Annotated in this window: 15 protein-coding genes; 7 read left to right on the plus strand and 8 right to left on the minus strand. The window is 69.1% G+C overall.

Features of this window, described 5'->3' with window-relative positions; translation table 11 throughout:
• Nucleotides 1–302: 302 nt before the first annotated feature.
• A complete protein-coding gene (locus ACL03I_RS12805) occupies nucleotides 303–1,829 on the plus strand; it encodes a flavin-containing monooxygenase (RefSeq protein ID WP_412805999.1) in 1,527 nt (508 codons plus the stop codon).
• A 28-nt stretch (nucleotides 1,830–1,857) separates the two neighbouring features.
• Here the strand turns inward: ACL03I_RS12805 and ACL03I_RS12810 are convergent, their stop codons facing one another.
• Genes ACL03I_RS12810 through ACL03I_RS12825 form a run of 4 tightly spaced genes read right to left on the minus strand, consistent with a single transcriptional unit; the run spans nucleotide 1,858 to nucleotide 5,151 of the window.
• Entirely contained in the window at nucleotides 1,858–2,238 is a 381-nt protein-coding gene (locus ACL03I_RS12810; RefSeq protein WP_355075416.1) for a VOC family protein, read from the minus strand.
• Nucleotides 2,239–2,272: 34 nt separating this feature from the next.
• Entirely contained in the window at nucleotides 2,273–3,220 is a 948-nt protein-coding gene (locus ACL03I_RS12815) for an alpha/beta hydrolase (RefSeq protein ID WP_412806000.1), read from the minus strand.
• An 18-nt stretch (nucleotides 3,221–3,238) separates the two neighbouring features.
• Nucleotides 3,239–3,997, minus strand: coding sequence for a glucose 1-dehydrogenase (locus ACL03I_RS12820; RefSeq protein ID WP_364436805.1), 759 nt, complete (start codon nucleotides 3,995–3,997; stop codon nucleotides 3,239–3,241).
• A 26-nt stretch (nucleotides 3,998–4,023) separates the two neighbouring features.
• The gene (locus tag ACL03I_RS12825; protein ID WP_355075421.1) at nucleotides 4,024–5,151 is read right to left on the minus strand and encodes an LLM class flavin-dependent oxidoreductase; all 1,128 of its coding nucleotides are present in this window, start codon (nucleotides 5,149–5,151) and stop codon (nucleotides 4,024–4,026) included.
• Between the two features lie 218 nt (nucleotides 5,152–5,369).
• Between ACL03I_RS12825 and ACL03I_RS12830 the strand changes: the two genes are divergently transcribed.
• From ACL03I_RS12830 to ACL03I_RS12845, 4 genes are read left to right on the plus strand one after another with little or no spacing between them, the layout of a single operon-like run.
• On the plus strand, nucleotides 5,370–6,125 hold the full coding sequence (locus tag ACL03I_RS12830) for a glucose 1-dehydrogenase (RefSeq protein WP_355075423.1): 756 nt from the start codon (nucleotides 5,370–5,372) through the stop codon (nucleotides 6,123–6,125).
• 14 nt (nucleotides 6,126–6,139) lie between these two features.
• Nucleotides 6,140–7,849 carry a 3-oxosteroid 1-dehydrogenase gene (gene kstD / locus ACL03I_RS12835; RefSeq protein ID WP_412806001.1) on the plus strand — a complete coding sequence of 570 codons (1,710 nt, stop codon included), beginning with the start codon at nucleotides 6,140–6,142 and terminating at the stop codon, nucleotides 7,847–7,849.
• Nucleotides 7,849–8,580, plus strand: coding sequence for a glucose 1-dehydrogenase (locus ACL03I_RS12840; RefSeq protein WP_412806002.1), 732 nt, complete (start codon nucleotides 7,849–7,851; stop codon nucleotides 8,578–8,580). The genes kstD and ACL03I_RS12840 overlap by 1 nt, the downstream gene beginning before the upstream one ends.
• 58 nt (nucleotides 8,581–8,638) lie before the next feature.
• Nucleotides 8,639–9,457 (plus strand): SDR family NAD(P)-dependent oxidoreductase, encoded by an 819-nt coding sequence (locus tag ACL03I_RS12845; protein WP_412806003.1) that lies wholly within the window; start codon nucleotides 8,639–8,641, stop codon nucleotides 9,455–9,457.
• 345 nt (nucleotides 9,458–9,802) lie between these two features.
• Here ACL03I_RS12845 and ACL03I_RS12850 read toward each other — a convergent pair whose 3' ends face one another.
• The gene (locus tag ACL03I_RS12850; RefSeq protein ID WP_412806004.1) at nucleotides 9,803–11,389 is read right to left on the minus strand and encodes a FadD3 family acyl-CoA ligase; all 1,587 of its coding nucleotides are present in this window, start codon (nucleotides 11,387–11,389) and stop codon (nucleotides 9,803–9,805) included.
• A 366-nt stretch (nucleotides 11,390–11,755) separates the two neighbouring features.
• Between ACL03I_RS12850 and ACL03I_RS12855 the strand changes: the two genes are divergently transcribed.
• Both ACL03I_RS12855 and ACL03I_RS12860 read left to right on the plus strand, forming a co-directional pair.
• A complete protein-coding gene (locus ACL03I_RS12855) occupies nucleotides 11,756–13,918 on the plus strand; it encodes a pyruvate, phosphate dikinase (protein WP_412806005.1) in 2,163 nt (720 codons plus the stop codon).
• Nucleotides 13,908–14,693 carry a tyrosine-protein phosphatase gene (locus ACL03I_RS12860; protein ID WP_412806006.1) on the plus strand — a complete coding sequence of 262 codons (786 nt, stop codon included), beginning with the start codon at nucleotides 13,908–13,910 and terminating at the stop codon, nucleotides 14,691–14,693. The genes ACL03I_RS12855 and ACL03I_RS12860 overlap by 11 nt, the downstream gene beginning before the upstream one ends.
• A 46-nt stretch (nucleotides 14,694–14,739) precedes the next feature.
• Here the strand turns inward: ACL03I_RS12860 and ACL03I_RS12865 are convergent, their stop codons facing one another.
• From ACL03I_RS12865 to ACL03I_RS12875, 3 genes are all read right to left on the minus strand, one after another.
• Entirely contained in the window at nucleotides 14,740–14,940 is a 201-nt protein-coding gene (locus ACL03I_RS12865; protein WP_364436780.1) for a DUF7489 domain-containing protein, read from the minus strand.
• A gap of 336 nt (nucleotides 14,941–15,276) precedes the next feature.
• A complete protein-coding gene (locus tag ACL03I_RS12870; RefSeq protein WP_355075437.1) occupies nucleotides 15,277–16,182 on the minus strand; it encodes a tyrosine-protein phosphatase in 906 nt (301 codons plus the stop codon).
• An 80-nt stretch (nucleotides 16,183–16,262) separates the two neighbouring features.
• Complete coding sequence (locus ACL03I_RS12875; protein WP_412806007.1) at nucleotides 16,263–18,719, minus strand: PEP-utilizing enzyme; 2,457 nt, start codon at nucleotides 18,717–18,719, stop codon at nucleotides 16,263–16,265.
• Nucleotides 18,720–18,723: the final 4 nt, after the last annotated feature.

Consider the following 18,723-nt stretch of genomic DNA (forward strand, 5'->3'; position numbering starts at 1 on the left):
TCTCGTTGCGACGGGACGATCGGCCGTACCTGCGACAAGGCCCGGCAAATAGCGGAGAGTGTGCTATTTGACGGGCGATCGATCGCGAATGACCGCGTGGTGAATGGAGGACCGCGACAGTCAGCGGATCGTCGAACATCGTCCCGTTGATCATGTGATGCGCGGTGTTTCACTGTGGCCCCGTACTTCTGGCCTACGCCGTCCAGCGGTCAACCACTCGGAAGTGTTTCCATCCAGAAGCCTTCAGCCAACGAAGAGATGAGGTAGCTGCATGTTGACTGTGTGACGATGAAGGAGGAGGGGTGGCGATCTCGATGACCTACAAGGTGGCTGTCGTCGGAGCGGGCTTCGGCGGCATCGGGATGGGAGTCGGGTTGCGGCGAGCCGGGATCACGGATTTCGTGATCTTCGAGCGGGACGGCGACGTCGGCGGGGTTTGGCGAGACAACACCTATCCGGGTTGCTCCTGTGATGTGCCGTCCCACTTGTATTCGTTCTCGTTCGCGCCCTACCGAAGTCGGCGCATCCGATATCCGCGCCAGGCGGAGATCCTGGAGTATCTGCGCCGGGTCGCCGCCGACCACGGTTTGGTTCCGCATCTGCGATTGGGCACCGCGATAAGGGAAGCCAGCTATCTGGAAACCGAGGGCGGGTGGGAATTGACCACCTCCGACGGGCGGCGTGTGGTCGCCGAGGTGGTGATCTTCGCCGTGGGCCAGCTGCACCGGCCGAGCATTCCCGATCTCGCGGGCCGGGCGGATTTCGCCGGACCGTCGTTCCATTCCGCGCGCTGGGACCACGACCAGGACCTGCACGGCAGGGACGTGGCGGTGATCGGCACCGGCTCCAGCGCGGCACAGATGTTGCCGACCCTGGCCACGAAAGCCCGGCGGGTCCGCGTCTTCCAGCGCACGCCGCACTGGGTACTGCCCAAACCACCCGCCGACTTCGGGCCGCTCGCTCGAACGGCGCTGCGGCTGCCCGGCGCTCACCATCTCTATCGCCGAGTCCTGTACTACGGCTCCGATGCCGTGCTCGCGCCGATCATGCGCCGAGGTTGGTCGGCGCGGCCCGCCGAATGGGCTGCCCGGCGGTACCTGCACAACCGGATCGCGGACCCGCGGCTGCGGGCGAAACTCACCCCCGACTATCCGATCGGGGGCAAGCGCATCATCTTCGACAGTCACTATTATTCGGCCTTGGCCCGCGAGAACGTCGAGCTGATCACCGACCCGATCGCCCGGATCACCCGTGATGGAGTGCGCACCGCCGATGGTGCACACCATGCCGCGGATGTGATCATCTACGCCACCGGTTTCCGTGCTCCGGAGTTCCTGGTCCCGATCACCGTGCGTGGACGCGGGGGCGTGCTGCTGCACGACCAGTGGCGTTCCGGTGCGACCGCGCTACTGGGCATGGCGGTCCCCGGCTATCCGAATGCCTTCCTGATCGCCGGGCCGAACAGTTTCAACCCCGCGGGCAGCAATCCGGGAATGAAGGAGTGTCAGGTGGACTACATCGTCCGTTGCCTGCACTGGCGTGATCGGATCGGCGCGTCCGCCATCGAGGTCAGGGAAACCGCGATGCGGGAACATCAGCAGTGGCTCGAGCAAGCGGTCACCAAGACGGTGTGGCCCGCGATGGGACCGAACTGCTGGTACAAACACGACAGCGGGCGCGTCACCAACCCGTGGCCCGCCTCGGCGCGTGCCTTCGATCGCGCCTTACGGCGACCGCCGTCCGAATCGTTCCGTGCGGTTCCCCCCGATCCGGCGAACCCGACAGATCCGGCCGCATCGGAACCGGCCGCCGGAATCCACTCCGAGTGACAATGCCCGGCCGAGCCGTATTTCGTTGCTACTCGGATGTTTCCGCTCGCTGGGCCGGATTCGCACCCGAGATCGGTTCATAGAGGGCGATGTGCCAGGCGGAGCCGGGCGTCGGCCGTATCACGGCGCGGCGTTCGTGCGGTCCGATGACCGGCTGCGCGGCTTCGAAACCTCCGGCGCGCAGCCGGTTCAACGCGGCATCCAGGTCGTCCACCTTGATCGCGAGGAACGGGCTGTCGTCCTCGCGGTCGGTGCCCGCGAGCATCACGCGGACGCCATCGCTGTCGAACTGGGCCCAGCGGTCGCCGTCGACGACGGTGGGTTCGGTAGCGAGGACGGCGGCCAGCAGTGCCACCGTGGCGGGCAGGTCGTCGGTGGGGTAGGCGGGGCCGATCCGTTGGATGGTCATGGGTGGGTCCTAACAGTGCGTGGTGCGGGCTCGTTCAGGAACGCCGCTCGGCGTGGGCGGCGCGTACGACCTCGTAGGTGGCGGTGTTGGCCCGGACCGCCTCGGGCAGGTCGTCGGCCATGCTCAGGAAGCCGTGGAACATGCCGTCGCAGCGGTGGATCGCCGCCGGGACACCGGCTCGCCGCAGCCGCTGCCCGTAGTCCTCGCCCTCGTCGCGCAGCGGATCGAACTCCGCGGTGACGATGTGTGCGGGCGGGAGCCCGGCCAGGTCGGCGGTGAGTGGGTTGGCGTACGGATCGGCGCCGTCGTGCGAGCCCAGGTACTGACGCCAATACCAGCGCAGGTGGGCGGCGGTGGTGAAATAGCCGTCGGCGTTGTCGCGGTAGGACGCCGTGGCGCAGGCCGGATCGAGCATGGGATACAGCAGCAGTTGCCGGGCGATCTCGGGGCCGCCTCGATCGCGTGCCATCAACGTGGTCACCGCGGCGAGGTTGCCGCCCGCGCTGTCCCCGGCCACGACGAGGCAGGCGGGATCGCCGCCCAGCGATTCGGCGTGGTCGGCGACCCAGCGCAGCGCCGCGTACGCGTCCTCGGCCGCCGCGGGGAACCGGTGCTCGGGCGCCTGCCGGTAGTCCACCGACACCACGATCGCCTCCGCCCCGACGGCCATGGCCCGGCAGAACCGGTCATGGCTGTCGAGACTGCAGATCACGAATCCGCCGCCGTGGCAGAAGATCACGATCGGAGGCGGCTGCACCGCCGCGGCGGGACGATAGACGCGGACGCGGATCTCGGGTGTGCCCGGCGGGCCGGGAATCAGTCGATCCCACACCTCGGCGACGGGAATCGGATCGATGACCGGCGCGGGACGGGCGGCGAGCAGCCGCCGGGCCTCGGCGGCATCGAGCACTTCGGTGCCCAATTTCGGGAACGCGGCGCCCGCGGCCTCGACGATCGCCCGCGCCTGTGGTGTCAGCGGCATCGCGGCTCGCCCCTTTCGCTACTGCTCGAGGTCCGGTGGCAGGAACTTGCCCGCCGCCAGGCCGCCGTCGATCGTCACCTCGGCGCCGGTGATGTAGGCCGAGGCGTCGGAAGCAAGGAACGCGACCAGCTCGGCGACCTCCTCCGGCGCGCCGGTGCGTTGCAGCGGCAGGGAGGGGAAGCTGCCGGGGCCGGTGGTCAGGTACGGGACCATCGGGGTCGCGATCGGGCCAGGATGCACCGAGTTGACCCGGATTCCGGCCGGGCCCAGTTCGAGCGCGGCGGTCTTGGTCAGCCCGCGCAGGCCCCATTTCGAGGAGCCGTAGGCGGAGTGACCCATCAGCCCCTCGAGGCCCGCCTGCGAGGAGATGTTGACGATCGAGCCGCCGCCCGCCCGCGTCATCGGCCCGATCGCCGCCTGGATGCCGCGGAACGGACCGACCAGATTCACCCGCAGGATTCGCTCCAACTCCTCCGGCGCGGTGTCGCTCAGCGGCTTCGCGGTGTAGATGGCGGCGTTGTTCACCAGGACGTCCAGCGTGCCGAACGCCGAAACCGCCGTGCCGACGGCGGCCTCCCAGTCGTCACCGCTGCCGACGTCGTGCCGGACGAAACGTGCGGCGGCGCCCAACGATTCGGCCAGTTGCGCGCCTTCGGCTTCCAGCACGTCGGTGATCACCACCCGGGCGCCGCGCTCCACGAACAGCCGCGCCTCGGCGGCGCCCTGTCCTCGGGCGGCGCCGGTGATCAGGGCGACCTTCCCACTCAGGTCAACCATGTCGAACTCCTCGTTGTCTTGCGGGGTCAGCTGTTGCGGAAGTGGGGGATGACCTTCTCGCCCCAATGCCGGATGGTCTCCAGGCAGGCCTCCTGCGGCACGGTGCCCATCTGGATGAGGCAGAGGATCTCGTCGGCGCCCGCCGCCTGCAGACGCTCGACGTAGGCGATGGCGTCCTCGGGGCTGCCGTAGGCGTGCTCGACGTTGAAGACCGAGGTGGCGCCGGTCTTCACGGGGATCTTGGCCTCATGCAGGTAGGCCACGTGGTCGTCGGCGGCCTGCTTGATGGCGGCGACTTCGTCCGCGTTCGGGTCCACGGCCTCGTCGGGAGCCGGACCCGCGCCGTAGTAGTGCTTGATGGACTGGGCGAAGAAGCGCTGTCCGCGGGCGCCGATCTGCTGGGCCTTCTCCCGGTCGTCGAGGACGATGGTGGGGCACAGCGCCGCGAAATGATCGTTCACGACGGTCGAGACGAAACGCTCACCGGTGCGCGCGGCGATCGCCTCGTCATAGGTGCGCCGCAGTTCGGCGATCTCCTCCACGCCCGCGAAACCCAGCACGAGCGCGCCGATTCCGTAGTCGGCGGCCATTTTCAGCGTGTCCTTCTTGGTGCACGCCATGAACAGCGGCGGATGCGGCAGCTGCTCCGGCCGCGGCAGCAGCGAATGCGGCGAGACCTGCAAGAGTTCGCCGTTGTACTCGAATTCGGCCTCGGGATCCTGCCATGCCTTGCCGATCATGCGCAGCGACTCCTCGACCTCCTGGTAGGTGCGCTCGGGGTCGACACCGCACATGGAGGTCTCCACCGGCGTCGCGCCGCGGCCCGCGCCGAGGTTGAGCCGGCCGCCGGACAGCACGTCGAGCATCGCGGCGCGTTCGGCCGCCCGCACGGGGTGGTTGAAGTTGAACGGCATGCACACCACGCCGTGCCCGATCCGGATCCGTTCGGTCTTGGCGGCCACCCAGGTCAGGAAGACCTCAGGGGCGCTCATGTGCGCATACCACTTCAAGCCGTGGTGCTCGACCGCCCAGACGGTGTCGAATCCCATCTCGTCGGCGAGTACCGCCTGCTCGACACAGTCGCGCAGCACCTGGTGCTCGTGCTCACGCGAGGGGTTGGCCATCTGGGCCTCGAAGATCATCGAGAACTTCATCCGGTCTCCTTCTCGACGCCCGATCGGGCGTTTCCGGTTTCGTCGGGGTGATTCGTCCCGCTGCGGGACAGTCGGAAGCTGTATGCCTAATCGAAATATGACCGCTGGAATTTCTCAGGTCAGGAGCTAGTCCCGGTGGCCGGGACCGTCCGGTGCCGTGCCCCCGGTGGGCGACCTAGCGTCGGTGCGCAAGGGACGGTCAGAGAGGACGGAAATCGGTGGGACAACTCGACGGCAAGGTGGCGCTGGTCACCGGCGGGGCGCGCGGGATGGGCGCCGAGCACGTACGGCAGTTCGTGGCCGAGGGCGCGCGGGTGGTGTTCGGTGACGTGCTCGATCACGAGGGAACGGCGCTGGCCGCGGAACTGGGTGACGCCGCGCGGTACGTGCACCACGATGTGACCAGCGAGGCCGATTGGTCCGCCGCGGTGTCGGAGGCGGTCGGCCACTACGGGCGGCTGGACGCGGTGGTGAACAACGCGGGCATCCTGCGGTTCGTGCCGATCGCCGAAATGGCTCTGGCGGATTTCACCGCGATCATGTCGGTCAACGTGACCGGCACCTGGCTGGGCATCAAGACCGCCGCACCGGCGCTGGCCGAGACCGGCGGCGGTGCGGTCGTGAACGTCTCCTCGGTGGAGGGGTTCGTCGGCGCCGCGGGCCTGTCCGCCTACAGCGCGAGCAAGTTCGCGATCCGCGGCATCACCAAGTCGGCCGCCCGCGAGCTCGGCCATCTGGGTATCCGAATCAACTCGCTGCACCCGGGCGGCATCGCCACGCCCATGACCGCGGCGGTGTCCGGTGCGTCCGGCGTCGACGGCGACGGTTTCTTCGCGAGCCTGCCGATCCCGCGCTGGGGGCAGCCCGTCGAGGTCTCCCATGTGGCGGTGTTCCTGGCCTCGGACGCGGCGAGTTATTGCACCGGAGGCGAATTCGTGGTCGACGGCGGCATGCTCACCGGCTGCGGCTACTGACGGGAAGCGACGCGATGACTCAGGAATTCGAATTCGACGTGGTGGTCGTCGGTTCCGGCGCCGCGGGCATGACCGCCGCCCTCACGGCCGCCTACCGTGGACTTTCGGTGACGCTGATCGAGAAAGGCCGAGCGTTCGGCGGCTCCACGGCACGGTCCGGCGGCGGCATCTGGATCCCGAACAACCCGGTACTCCAGCGCGAAGGCGTGCCCGACAGCCCGGAACTTGCCCGCACCTATCTCGCGGCCGTGGTGGGCGATCGGGTACCGGAGGCCAGGCAGCGGGCGTTTCTCGAGCGCGGACCGGAGATGATGCGCTACCTCGGCGCTCGCAGCAAATATTGGGAATTCGTCTACGACCGTGGCTATTCCGACTACCACCCCGAGTTCCCCGGTGGTCTCGCCCAGGGACGCAGCATCGAGCCGGCCCCGCTGGACGGACGGCTGCTCGGCGGCGACCTGCACAAGATCAACCAGCCGACCATGTCCGGTCCCAAGGGCATCGCCTTCACCGTCAGCGACTTCCACGATCTGAACATGATCGCCCGCACCTGGGCCGGGAAGCGCACCGCGATCAAGGTCGGTATCCAAGCGGTGGGGAACAAGCTGCGCGGACGGCTGCCGCTGAGCCTGGGCAAGGCCCTCGCGGCCCGGCTGTGGCTGTCGCTGCGCGACGCCGGGGTGCCGGTGTGGCTGAACACGCCGCTGACCGAACTGATCACCGAGGGCAACGCGGTGGTCGGCGTACGCGCCGAACGCGACGGGACGCCGGTGGTGATCAAGGCGCGCCGCGGCGTGGTGCTGGCGGCGGGCGGCTTCGAGCACAACCTGGAGATGCGTCGGCAGTACATGAGCGGCCCCCAGTCCACCGAATGGACGGTGGGCGCCACCGAGAACGTCGGTGAGGGCATCGTCGCGGGCCAGAAGGCTGGCGGCGCGGTCGATCTCATGGACGACGCCTGGTGGGGACCGTCCGTGCGCAATCCCGACGGGCCGCCGTTCTTCTGCCTCGCCGAGCGCTCCCAGCCCGGCGGCATCATGGTGAACCACGCGGGCGAGCGGTTCGTCAACGAATCGGCCCCCTACGTCAACGTCGTGCACAAGATGTACGAGCAGGAAGCGGCGGGCGTCGGGCACATCCCGGCGTACTTCATCATGGACCAGCGGTTCCGGGACCGGTACCTGTTCCTGGGCAACTTCCCGAAGCGTCCGCTTCCGCAGAAGTACCTGGATGCCGGGATCATCCAGCAGGCAGACACTTTGGCCGAGCTCGCGGCGAAGATCGGCGTGCGGCCCGCGGCGCTCACCGCGACGGTGGAGCGCTTCAACGGTTTCGCCCGTGCCGGTCGCGACGAGGACTTCCGCCGTGGCGATTCCGCGTACGACCGCTACTACGGCGATCCGACCGTGCGCCCGAACCCGTGTCTGGCGCCGCTCGAGCAGGGGCCCTTCTACGCCGTCGAGATGGTGCCGGGAGATCTGGGCACCAAGGGAGGTCTGGTCACCGACGAGCACGCGCGCGTCCTCGACAGCGACGAGCAGCCCATCCCCGGCCTGTACGCGGCGGGGAACAACTCGGCCTCGGTGATGGGCAACGACTACGCCGGCGCGGGCGCGACCATCGGTCCCGCGATGGTGTTCGGCTACATCGCGGCCGGTCATATCGCAGGGAACCAGCCGGGAACGACCGAACGTCGGGCGCAGACATCGGAAGGAGCGCGTTGATGGGACGCGTCGAGGGTAAGAACGTGATCGTCACCGGCGGCGCACGGGGAATGGGTGCGGCCTTCGCGCGGCGGCTGGTCGCCGAGGGCGCCAGCGTGGTGATCAGCGACGTCCTGGTGGACGATGGCGTGGCTCTGGCCGCCGAGTTGGGCGACGCGGCGACCTTCCTCCCGCTCGACGTCACCGACGAGTCGGCCTGGAACGACGTGGTCACCTACACCGAGAAGGTCTTCGGGCCGGTCTCGGGCCTGGTCAACAACGCGGGGATCGTTCATGTCGATCCGATCGAGAAGCTGTCGGAAGCCGATTTCCGCAAGGTGATCGACGTCAACCAGGTCGGGGTCTTCCTCGGCATGAAGGCGGTGCTGGGGTCGATGCGCCGGGCCGGAGGCGGCTCCATCGTCAATATCTCCTCGATCGGCGGCATCATCGCCTTCTCCAACATCCTCGGCTACACCGCGTCCAAATGGGCCGTGCGCGGCATGACCAAGACCGCCGCCCAGGAGTTCGCCGCCGACGACATTCGCGTCAACTCGGTGCACCCCGGTGTCGTGGTCACCGAGATGACCGCGGATTCCGCACGCTCACAGGGCATGTCGGGCAATCAGCCGATCCGCAGGGCCGGCCGTCCCGAGGAACTGGCGAACCTGGTGCTGTTCCTGATCAGTGACGAGTCGAGCTTCAGCACCGGCTCGGAATTCGTGGCGGACGGCGGCTACACGTGCCTGTGAGGACCACCGGCAGAGCAAACCGGCGGGCCGACCGCCGAGCGAGACAAGGAAATCGACCGTGAAGAATTTCGAGGGCAGGACCGCGGTGATCACCGGCGCGGGCGCGGGAATCGGCCGGGCGTTGGCGGTCGAACTCGCCCGCCGCGGCGCTCGGCTGGCGCTGTCGGGCCGCAACGTGGAGAACGTCGCCGAGACCGCGGCGCTGTGTAGCAAGGAAGGCGCGCAAGCCCGCGCGTACAAGCTGGACGTGACCGACCGGGCGGCGGTGTACCGCCACGCCGACGAGGTGGCCGAGGACTTCGGCGGGATCAATCTGGTGGTCAACAACGCCGGAGTCTCGCTGACCGCGAACGTGGAAGAACTCGGCTGGGCCGACTTCGAATGGATCGTCGGCATCAACTTCTGGGGCGTCGCCTACGGCACGAAGGCGTTCCTGCCTCATGTCATCGCCTCCGGTGACGGCCATATCGCGAACGTGTCGAGCATGTTCGGCCTGGCCGCCTGCCCAAGCCAGGGCGCCTACAGTGCGACGAAATTCGCCATTCGCGCCTTCACCGACGCGCTGCGGCAGGAGATGAACATCGCCGGGCACGCGGTGGGCGTCAGCAGCGTGCATCCGGGCATGATCAAGACCGAGATCGCCTGGAAGGCGCGGGCGGGCGGCGATCGCGATCGCGACGCGCTGGCCGCCAACTTCGACCGCCTGGCCAAGACCACCCCGGAGCACGCCGCGCGGGTCATCGTGAACGGTATCCGCAAGAACAAGGCGAAGATCTTGATCGGCGCGGACGCCCACGTCATCGATTGGTTGCCAAGGCTTTTCGGATCCGGATACCAGAAGATCCTCACCGCGCAGATGAAGAACGAGGTCGCCTGACACGCGGCGCGCAGATCCTGTGGGCGGCAGGTGCGTGTCAGCAGCCGGACACGTTCTCGCTGATCACCCACTGCACAAGGTGGTCCTACCGAACCGGGTCCTTCGCGACCTGGGCGGGTAGGACCGCCTTGCTCGTTTCCGGCGCTTCGACAAGAAGGACGGCCCATGCTGAGGGGATGGCAATGGAGCGGGCTCGAGACGGTGGCGCTCCAAGAGGCGATGCAGCGGTCTCCTGACCCATATAGCTATCCTGCCGCGTGGGGGATGGTGCAACGGTGGATTGGGGTCACCTATAGGTTCGCCAGCGGCCTGGGAGGCGATTACCGGGGTAGAGGCCGGGAATGCTCAGGGCTGGGCACCCTGCGAACGCAGGACCCGTTTGAGGACCTTGCCTGCAGCGTTTCGAGGTAGTGCCGCTACGACCTCGATGCGACGCGGGGCCTTGTAACCGGCGATACGGGTCCGGGCCCAGGCGAGGATCTCTGTCGGGTCGATTTCGACGGGGCCGTCGGGGACGACGAAGGCGTGGCCGACTTCGCCGAGACGAGCGTCGGGGACACCGACTACTGCGGCTTCCGCGATCTCGGGATGGTCGAGGAGGATTCGCTCGATCTCGGCGGGGTGGACGTTGAACCCGCCCACGATGAACATGTCCGCGCGGCGGTCGGCGATGCGCAGGTAGCCGTCGGTGTCGAGGGTGCCGATATCGCCGGTGTGCAACCAGCCGCCGGAATCGATGGCCGCTGTTGTCGCTGCGGGGTCGTCGAGGTAACCGTGCATCACGTTGGGACCGGAAATCACGATCTCGCCGGGCTCACCCGCCCGCACCCGTCGCCCGGAATCGTCCACAACCCGAATCAGCGTGCCGGGCAGCGCTTTTCCTACGGTGTGCGCCAGGAGGTGCGCCGGTGCATCGGGTGCGCAGATCGTGGCGACGCCGGTCGACTCGGTCAGTCCGTACCCGGTGAAGATGTTCTCGGCACCCAGTTCACAGCGGATCCGCTCCACCAATTCGGTCGGCACGCTCGAACCACCCGTGCCCGCCAGCCGCAGGGAACTCAGATCGTGGGCGGCGCGTCGGTGCGTGAGCAGGTCGTGGAAGAGGGTCGGTGGGCCGGTCAGCACGGTGATCCGCTCGCGCTCGATGGCGCTGAACACACGCTGCGGATCGAATCGGTCCACCGGCACCATGGTGGCGCCGCGTAACAGGCACGCGATGATCCCGGCCTTGTAGCCGAAGGTGTGGGAGAACGGGTTCACCAGCAGATACCTGTCGTCGCCGGAGAGAGTGACCGCATCGGCCCAACGGCTGAACGCCTCGATGGTCTGCCGGTGGGTGGACGGCACGCCTTTCGGCACTCCCGTGGTGCCGGAGGTGAACAGGATGTCGGAGACCGACTCCGGGTCCACGGACGCGATCCGCGCGTCGGCGTCCGCGACGGGAACTTCGGCGCCGAGTGCGAGAAATCGGGACCACGAGAGTTCCGCGGCGGTGTCGTCGAGCACGACGGTGGTGTGCAACTCCGGCAGCGCGCCCCCCGACTCCCGCAGCATCCCCGGGTAGTCGGTGCCGAGGAATCCGGCCACGGTGAGCAACATGCGGCACCGGCCGCGAGCGAGGATGTCGGCCGCCTCGCGACCGCGCAGCCGAGTACTGATCGGGACGAGCGTCGCGCCCGCACCGAGCACGCCGAGCGCGGCGGTCACCCAGCGCGCGGTGTTGGGCGCCCAGATCGCCACCCGATCGCCGGGCCGCACCGATCGTGCCAGCAACGCCCGTGTGACCCGCCGCGCCGCGACGGCGAGTTCGGCGTAGGTGAGCTGACCCTCCGGCGCCACCACCGCGACCCGCGCGCCGTGCCGCCGTGCCCGGTCGGCCAGTACCGCCGGAATGATCGCGAGCTCACCGGTCGCCGCGCGCCGTCGATCCATGCCCCGATCGTGCCGTACCAGTCGTTCGCTGCGGACCGATCGCCGCCGAACATCCCGCTGACCGGGAATTCTCTCCCGGTCAGGAGTTCGCAGGTACCGCGTATCGCCCATCGGTACCGGCGCGGTCGCCATATGGCACGTCGAGCGGTCGAGGGCGGCGACGACCGGCATGCCGCCATCCGGTCGGCTCACGCGGGATCGCTGGTCCTGCTCAGCGGGACCACGGGTACGGCAGGTGACCGGTGGCACGGCAGGCTCGAAACGAGCGACAGGTGTGTGCGCCGCGGTTCGCGCCGCGCACGGCCCGGTGTACGAGATCCGAATCGCGCTGAGGCGCGGAACGTTCAGTGATTGCCAAGGAGTGACATGACGGCCGGAGCAGAGCTAGTGGAGCGAAACGACGAGGCAGCGGGCGCGGGGCCGGTCGTCGAACTCGACGGCGCCTGTTCGCTGTCCCGGGAACGCATCGGCGGCAAGGCGTGGAGCGTCAACCGCATGCGCGCGCTCGGCCTCTCGGTGCCGCCCGCGTTCGTGATCACCGTCGAGGGCTGGGCCGACTTCTCCGCGCGCGGGGAGATCGGCGAGGACATCTGGCACGGTGTCCGGGCGGGCATCGCCGCTGTGGAGCGCGGCACCGGCCGCATCTTCGGATCCGGCACCCGCCCGCTGCTGGTGTCGGTCCGCTCGGGCGCGGCGGTGAGCATGCCGGGGATGATGGACACGGTACTCAACCTCGGCATGAACGAGGCGGTCGAGCGAGCGCTGGCGGCGGAGACCGGGAATCCGGGCTACGCGGCCGATACGCGGGAGCGGTTCCGTACCCAGTATCGCGAAACGGTGCTGGGTGATCCCGCCGGTGCGGTGCCGGAGGACCCCTGGGAGCAGTTGCGGGCGGCCATCAGTGCGGTGTTCCGGTCCTGGGATTCGCCACGGGCGCAGACGTATCGGCGCAATCGCGGCGTGTCCGCAAGCCTCGGCACGGCGGTGACGGTGCAAGCCATGGTGTTCGGCAATCTCGACGAGAAGTCCGGTACCGGTGTGCTGTTCAGCCGCAACCCGAACACCGGAGAGCGCGCGACGTTCGGCGAGTGGCTGGTCGGCGGACAGGGTGAGGACGTGGTGTCCGGCCGGACCACCCCCCGGCCGCTCGACGAACTGGCGACGCTGTCACCGCAGGTGCACGCCGAACTCATCGCGGCGGCCGACCTGCTGGAACGCGACGGTCGCGATATCCAGGACATCGAATTCACCGTCGAGTCCGGCGCCCTGTGGCTGTTGCAGTCGCGGTCGGCCAAGCGCTCGGCGCGGGCGGCGGTGCGTGCCGCGGTCGCGATGGCCGAGGAAGGGCTCATCGGCACCGACGAGGCGCTGAACCGGGTCACCGCCGACCAGGTGCGCACCGTGCTGCGCCCGGCGACCGGGGAGTACACCGGGACACCGCTCGCACGCGGCGAAGCGGCGTGTCCGGGCCTGGCCTCGGGTGTCGTCGTCACTGATCCGCACGAGGCCGAGCGTAGGGCGGAGACGGGCGAGGACGTGATCCTCGTCCGCCCGACCACCAGCCCCGACGACCTGCACGGCATGATCGCCGCCCGCGCGATCGTCACCGAATTGGGCGGCGCCACTTCGCATGCCGCACTGGTCGGCCGCGAGATCGGCAGGCCCTGCGTGGTCGGCTGCGGCCCCGGCGTCGTCGCGGCCCTCGCCGGTCAGGTGGTGACCGTGGACGGCGGTGCGGGCAGCGTCTGGCCGGGCCGGGTCGAAGGCAAACCCGTCGATGCGAGCACCCTCGCGGACGTCGGCCGATTGGCCGGGTGGGCGGGCACCGACGCCGACCGGTTGGCGGCGTGGCTCGACGCGCGCGCGACCGATGTCTCGGTGAAAGTAGATGTGGCATCCCCGGCGACCGTGACGGATATTCCCGACCTCGATTTGCTGCGGCTGATCGGGATCAAAGGCCGGGCCGCCCATGACGCGCTGGCCGCGGGCGTAGCTGCGTCTGCCGAGACGGTCGCCGCTCGATGCGAACAGCTGGTAACCGCGGGATGGTGCGCCGCGACACCGATCGGAGTGCGCCTCACACCCGAGGGCAGACAGCACCTGGACGGCCTGCTGGCGGCGGAGCGACGGACCGTCGACCGTGCCGCGATCGCCTCTGTCTACGCCGAATTCTGCGATTTCAACGGTGTTTTGAAAGAAGTCGTCACCGCCTGGCAGATGAAGGACCCGGCCACCGTCAACGATCATGCCGACGCCGACTACGACGGTGCGGTGCTGACCCGGCTGACCGACCTGCACGGCGCCGTGCAGCCACTGCTGCGGCGGATCGGCGACGTCGCGCCCCGGCTGGCACGGTACCGCGCCCGCTTCGCACACGCCGTCGAGCGGATCGCCGATGGTGACCACGCTTGGGTCGCACGTCCGGTGCTCGACAGCTACCACACCGTGTGGTTCGAGTTGCACGAAGACCTGATCGGACTGTGCGGCCTGAGCCGCGCCGACGAGGCGGCGGCCGGCCGTGCCCACTGACAGCACGGGCGAAGCCACCGTGCCCGGTGACCGGTGGGTCGAGTTCGCCCAGATCGACAACGTCCGCGACCTGGGCGGGCTGCCCGTGCAGAACGGCGGCACAACCCGTTTCGGCGTCGTCTACCGTTCCAGCACGCCGCAGAATCTCACCGAGTCCGACATGGCGAAGCTGCTCGGACCGATCGGTCTGCGCACACTGATCGATCTCCGGCTGCCCGACGAGGTGGAGCGCGAGGGCTACGGCCTGCTGGCCACCGCCGACGTCCGGCGGGTCTGCCTCCCGGTGCGGAAATCACCGCAATCCTCGCTCGCCGCACGAGATCTGGTCCCCGACTCGAGCCGGGTGGATCTGGTCGACTTGTACGACAAGCTGCTGGCGGGCAGCGCCGAGTCCATCGTCGCGGCGGTCCGGCTCGTCATCGACGCAGGCCACCACTCGGTGCTGTTCCACTGCGCCGCGGGCAAGGATCGCACCGGAGTGCTCGCAGCGGTGCTCCTGGACGCGGTGGGCGTGCCGCCGGAGGCGATCGCGGCCGATTACGCCCTGACCGGCGAACGCATGCACCTGGTCCGTGACCGGCTCGACGCGCTTCCGTCCTACGCGGGGCTGCCCCCGGTCAGCACCGGCATTCTCGGCGTCGAGGCCGAAGTGATGCGGCGTTTTCTCGCGAAACTGTCCGCGGACCACGGCGGCGCGGCCGAGTGGTTGCTGGCCGGCGGGCTCACCACAGGGGAGCTGGCACGACTGCGTGCCGTGCTGATCGCGCCGGAATAGGACATCGCGGCCCGGTCCGGCGCGCTCACCGAGCCGCTCCGGCAGGTCAGTCCTTGACCGGGTCGGCTCCGGCCCGCTTGATCACCGAGTCGCCGACCTCCAGCACCTTCCACAACGTCCGGTCCACGCGGATCTTCATCGTGCTGCCATCCTGCAACCGGACGTGCAAGCGCCGATACAGATTCGCGCCGTCCAGCAACCCACGCGACTTCTTCACGACCGTCCCGCGCCACTCCTGCTGTGTCACTGATCGACTCCTCACTCGACTGGGCGCCGACGCTGTAGCGATTCCCCGACCGGCGTGGTTCCAGTGTCGCCACCCACCGCGCTGGAAACATCACCATTCAGAAGTAAGTCCGCTGTGCCGGAAGTCGCACACCCCATCGAACGGTCGGTTGATGCCGCATGCCACCGGAGGGTGGTTATGGGTCCGGGCGACACCCTCCGCGTGCTGATGGCGGCCCGATCCTCGAGCGCGAATTCGTGACCCGCATCCGCTCAGCGGCGCGGTCGTCCGGTGGGTCCCGAAACGACTGAGCGGGTCGGGTGGGTCACGATCCACCCGACCCGCTCCGGTCGTCGACTACCGCGGCAACAGTTCGGCTTTCAGCGCTTCCAGCGTGGCACCATCGACGCCGAGTCCGTCGGTGACGAACCGGTCGAACGATCCGAAGGACGCGGCGGCCTGGTCGAAGGCAGCGTCGAGGTATTCGGCGCGCACGCCGAGGATCGGATCGAACAGCGCCGGATCGGTGACCAGCCCCTTGGCCACCAGCCCGTCCATCGTCGTCTTGTTGCTCGCGGCCAGGTTGTCGTTCGATTCCAGATAGTCCTTGTACACCTGGCCTTTCGGCACACCGAGCGCCGTCATCAAGATCGCGGTCATCCAACCGGTGCGGTCCTTGCCCGCGGTGCAATGGAACAACACCGGTCCGTTCGCGTTCACGATGTCCCGGATGGCGGCCCCGAACTGCGCGCGAGCCGCGGCGTCGGTGACCAGCCAGCGGTAGTAGTCGCGCATGATGCCCGCGGCCTTGCCGTCGCCGAACATCTGCTGCTGCACGGCGGGACCGCCCTGCACCGCCTTGCCCACCATCAGGTAGAAGTCGTTGCCAGGGTCGTACACCGGACGCGCGAGCGCGGGAATCGACGCCGGAAGCTTGTCGGGGTTGGCCCCGGACTCGTTCGGGCTGCGGAAATCGATCACCGCGGTGATGCCCGACGTGACCAGCTTCTGCTGGTCGGCGGCGGTGAGTTTGTCCAGGGCGTCGGTGCGGAACACCACGCCGGTACGGAGTTTGCCGTTGCCCTGGGTGGGATAGTCACCGATGTCCCGCGCATTCGGCGCCGACGACAACTGCATGGAGCGGTCGTGCACAGTGTGCACCAGTCCGGGCCCCGCCACTGCGGTGGTGGTGGACGGGAACACGGCGATCAATGCGGCGGCGACACCGGTCACCGCCCCGCGAACAACACGCGAAATCGTCACTGGCTCATTCCTTCCATAGAGTCGCGGCCCGGCGACGCCGAGCCGGCAAGTGGGCCGGAGTGTGCGACCCCGGCCACGGCTCAGGCGTCGGCGAGCAGGGTGACCGTGCCGGCCGCCCCGTCGACCCGCACCCGTTGCCCATCGGCCAGCCGGGTGCTGGCGGTCTTGGTGTCCACGACGCAGGGGATGCCGAATTCCCGGGCCACGATGGCCGCGTGCGAGGCGGAGCCGCCGATGTCGGTGACCACCGCGGCGGCGTAGGCGAACATCGCGGTGTGCCCGGTGTCGGTGACCGATGCCACCAGGATGTCGCCCGGCTCGATGTCGTCGTCCAGGGACAGGACGCGTTTCACCGTGCCTTCCACGACGCCGGGGCATACCCCGATGCCGGTCAGGCCGTCTCCGGGCGTCAACGCGTCCGCGTTCGGCAGCGGCTCCCAGTCACCTGCGATCACGTCCGGCATGCGGACGCCGCGCAACCGGCTCAGCTCGGCTCGGCGGCGTGCCACCCGTTCGGTCAGATCGGCTGGCGCCCAGAGGATTTCGTCGAGCGTGAGAAAGCAGGCGTCCTCGGCCTGCTGTAGCAGCCCCTGCCGGATCAGCCGTTCCGCCCGCTCCCGCACGGCGAGGCGCAGGCAGTGGGTGTACCGGACCACGGCGTCGCGGACGCGTTCGCGCGCCATCGTCGCTCCTGCCGCCATCCGTGCGGTGCGGCTCGGCGCCGGGTCGACCGGTTCCCGCTTGGGCGCGGGCATCCGAGCGGCGCGTGCGGCGGCGGTCACCAGCAGCTCCGGCCGGTCGCCGAAGGTCGGGTTGAGCAGCTCGCACTCGCCCGGTCCGCGATGTCCGATCCGCCGCAGCTCCTCCTCCAGCGCGGCGGCGAACGCCGGGGAGATCGTCCGCGCCGCGGTGACGTCGCCCGCGTGCGCCGCGTCGTGCAACGCGGTGTCGGCCCGGCACAAGGCGGCGAGCCGTTCTACCGCGAGCATGGTCCTGGCCGACTCCAACCGCTCCAGATCGATGGGCACGGTCGCCGCTTCCTTGCCGCGGGAGTGGATGGCGGTGGCCGCGCCGGTCATCATCACCCCGATGGACGCCGCCGCCCAGGACTGATTCAGCCGATCCCGCCACAGCAGGGCGCGGGCGTGCAGTTGTTCATCGGTGAGCTCGCGAATCGCCGCGGCGCCAAGGGATTCCTGATGCGCGGCGGCATTGATGCCGTCGGTGGTCTCGCGGTAGCGCAGCGCGGTGCGCAGCACCCGGCCCGCCGCGCGCCAGGTGGCGCGGGTACTGGCGAATCCCGTCGGTGTGGGTGGCTTGCCGTGCGGGGTCAGCGAGATCTCGGGCGGGATGTTGCCGTAGACGTCGCGGCGGATGCTCTGCTCGTCCCAGCCCGGCATGTTCTCCGCGGCCAGCACGCCGATGGAGGCGTTGATGTAGATGTGGTGCCCGAGCACCGTGGTGACCCGGCTGGTCCAGTGCTCCAGCGCGATGCCGTCCAGCGCGATCATGGTGCCCATCGCGGCATTGGCCAGCCGGATAGCGCCCGCTTGGAGATCCACCGTCAGCGGGGTGAGCGGTCCGGGCAGCGCCTCGGATGTATTGGTCGCGGTGTGCACCGGATAGGCCGGGTCGACACGATCGTCGAACTCGCCCTCGAGACCTTCCGGCGCGACCGACACCAGCGCGTGTCCGTCCGAGGTGGCCGCGCGGGTGGGTATCAGGTAGCCGGGCAGCGGGATGGCGCCGGGCCTGGCGACGAACTCGTCGCCGTCGAGTCTGCGACCGGTCAGTCCGCGGACGATGTCGGTCGCCACTTCGGACGCGGTCCAGCCGCACCGGAATCCCCATTCGTCGCGTGCCACCCTCGGATCCACCTGCGGTGGCGTGCCGGACGTCCGCCGCGACTGCCGTGTTCGGGCCGCCTGGCGGATGCGATGCGCGTCCGCACTCGAGACCACCCCGGGCGCGGCCAGTTCGACCAGGCCGGTGCGCTCGGATTGCGCGGCCAGCACCAGGAAACGTTCGAAGTCGTCGGTGTGCAGCACCTGGAATCCGCCCGCTCGGCGGGAACCGAGCAGCCCGCGCAGGATTCGCCAACTCGCGCCATCGACGCGCCTGCCCGCGACCGGCGCGGTGCGCACGATCAACGCCGCCGCCCCGCTGGACCGCACGACGTCCTCGGCGATCGATTCCGGCCCCGCGATCACCGGAACGACGATTCGCGCCCCGGCCGCTCGGGCCGCCGTCGCGATGGCGGCGAGCGAACCGCCCAGATGCACTACCGACGCGCAGTCGGCGACAGCCCGTGCGCACAACGCGGGCTCGGCGGGGTCACCGGTGATCACCTCGACCCGAGGGTCGACGTACCGGTGCCGCGCGCGGTCCAGCCCGACCACGTCGTGGCCCGCGGCCAGCAGCATGCGCGCCACCGCGCGACCGGTCGGATCGGAAACTCCGGTGACCAGGACCCGCATGAAATCTTCCTCCTCGCTGGCGCCCATACAGACGTGACGCCGTTCACACACCATCGCCATACGG

The organism is Nocardia sichangensis, from assembly GCF_047200615.1.
Classification (GTDB): Bacteria; Actinomycetota; Actinomycetes; order Mycobacteriales; family Mycobacteriaceae; genus Nocardia; species Nocardia sichangensis.

Coding starts and splice junctions, on each gene's coding strand:
- ACL03I_RS12825 (WP_355075421.1), bottom strand. CDS start 5,151: ATGAAGTTCTCGATGATCTTCGAGGCCCAGATGGCCAACCCCTCGCGT.
- ACL03I_RS12840 (WP_412806002.1), top strand. CDS start 7,849: ATGGGACGCGTCGAGGGTAAGAACGTGATCGTCACCGGCGGCGCACGG.
- ACL03I_RS12855 (WP_412806005.1), top strand. CDS start 11,756: ATGACGGCCGGAGCAGAGCTAGTGGAGCGAAACGACGAGGCAGCGGGC.
- ACL03I_RS12850 (WP_412806004.1), bottom strand. CDS start 11,389: ATGGATCGACGGCGCGCGGCGACCGGTGAGCTCGCGATCATTCCGGCG.
- ACL03I_RS12875 (WP_412806007.1), bottom strand. CDS start 18,719: ATGGCGATGGTGTGTGAACGGCGTCACGTCTGTATGGGCGCCAGCGAG.
- kstD (WP_412806001.1), top strand. CDS start 6,140: ATGACTCAGGAATTCGAATTCGACGTGGTGGTCGTCGGTTCCGGCGCC.
- ACL03I_RS12810 (WP_355075416.1), bottom strand. CDS start 2,238: ATGACCATCCAACGGATCGGCCCCGCCTACCCCACCGACGACCTGCCC.
- ACL03I_RS12815 (WP_412806000.1), bottom strand. CDS start 3,220: ATGCCGCTGACACCACAGGCGCGGGCGATCGTCGAGGCCGCGGGCGCC.
- ACL03I_RS12820 (WP_364436805.1), bottom strand. CDS start 3,997: ATGGTTGACCTGAGTGGGAAGGTCGCCCTGATCACCGGCGCCGCCCGA.